The following is a 1,427-nucleotide window of genomic DNA, read 5'->3' as shown; positions in this document are numbered from 1 at the left end:
CAGGGAGCGTCCATGAGCGAGGCCGTGTCCAGACGCCGTGCCATGGGCTTCCTCGGAGCGGTCGGCGCCGCCCTCGGGGCGGCCGCCTGCGTACCGGCGCCGCCGCCCGGCGCGCAGCCCCGCAGGACCGCCCCCGCCGCCGCGCCCCGGGCCGGTGCGGCCGCCCGGATCGATGCCCTGCTGGAACGGCTCACCCTGGAGGAGAAGACCGTCCTGCTGCACGGCGCACCGGACCCCGACCCGCTCGGGCAGGCCGGCTACGTACCGGGCATCCCGCGGCTGGGCATCCCGGCGCTCCGCCTCGCCGACGGGCCGGCCGGGGTCCGCGTGGCCGGGCCGGCCACCGCGCTGCCCGCGCCCGTCCTGCTCGCCTCCGCCTTCGACCCGGCGCTGGCGCGCGAGTACGGCCGCGTCATCGGCCGCGAGGGCCGGGCGCTCGGCCAGGACGTGCTGCTCTCGCCGATGGCCAACCTCATCCGGACCCCGTACGCCGGGCGGAACTTCGAGACGTACTCGGAGGACCCGAAGCTGACCGCCGACCTGGTCGCCGAGGTCGTCCGGGGGATCCAGGACGAGGGCCTCGTCGCCACCGTCAAGCACTTCGCGCTCAACAACCAGGAGAAGGGCCGCGACACCGTCGACGTGACCGTCTCCGAGCAGACCCTCCACGAGACGGAGCTACGGGGCTTCGAGGCCGCGGTGGCCGCGGGCGTCGGCGCCGTGATGGGCGCCTACAACAAGGTCAACGGCGTCTACGCCTGCGAGAACAAGCCGCTCCTGGACGAACTGCTGCGCGGGCGCTGGGGGTTCGACGGCTGGGTGATGTCCGACTGGGACGCCACCCACAGCACCGTGGCCTCGATCGGCGCCGGCCTCGACATGGAGATGCCCGGCGGCACCCATTACGGAGCCCCGCTGCGCGAGGCGGTGCGCGGCGGCTCCGTCCACGAGAGCGCCGTGGATCTCGCGGTCCGCCGCGTGCTGGTCACCATGGACCGCTTCGGGCTGCTCGCCGAACACCCCGCCGCCCGGCCCGCCCGCGACCCCGCGGCCGGGGCCCGTATCGCCCGGCGGGTCGCCGTGGCCGGCGCGGTCCTGCTCCGCAACGAGCGCGCGACCCTGCCGCTGGCGGGGCCCGCCGCCCGCTCGGTCGCCGTCGTCGGCCCGACCGGGCGGACCCCCTTCGTCAGCGGCGGCGGCAGCGCCCACGTGGTCCCCGAAGCGGCCGCCACCCCACTCGACGCGATCCGGAAGCGGGCCGGGAACGGTTCCACGGTGTCCTACGCGCTCGGCGAGGACCTGTACGGGCGCCCGCTCCCGGCGAAACTGCTGACGCCCGACACCGCCCTCGACGACCGGAGCGTGGCGGCCGGGCGCGCCTGGACCTTCGAGGGGACCTTCCGGCTGGCGGCCGACGACGAGTGGAC

General features: G+C 76.4%; 1 protein-coding gene. It reads left to right on the top strand.

The genetic code is table 11. From position 1 onward, the window contains the following. Positions 1–12 precede the first annotated feature (12 nt). Positions 13–1,427 (top strand): glycoside hydrolase family 3 protein (locus ACWGDE_RS38945; protein ID WP_453393819.1); only part of this gene is annotated, 1,415 nt, incomplete at its 3' end.

The sequence above is a fragment of the Streptomyces sp. NPDC054956 genome, assembly GCF_053609185.1.
This window is presented reverse-complemented; position numbering and strand designations above follow the sequence as displayed.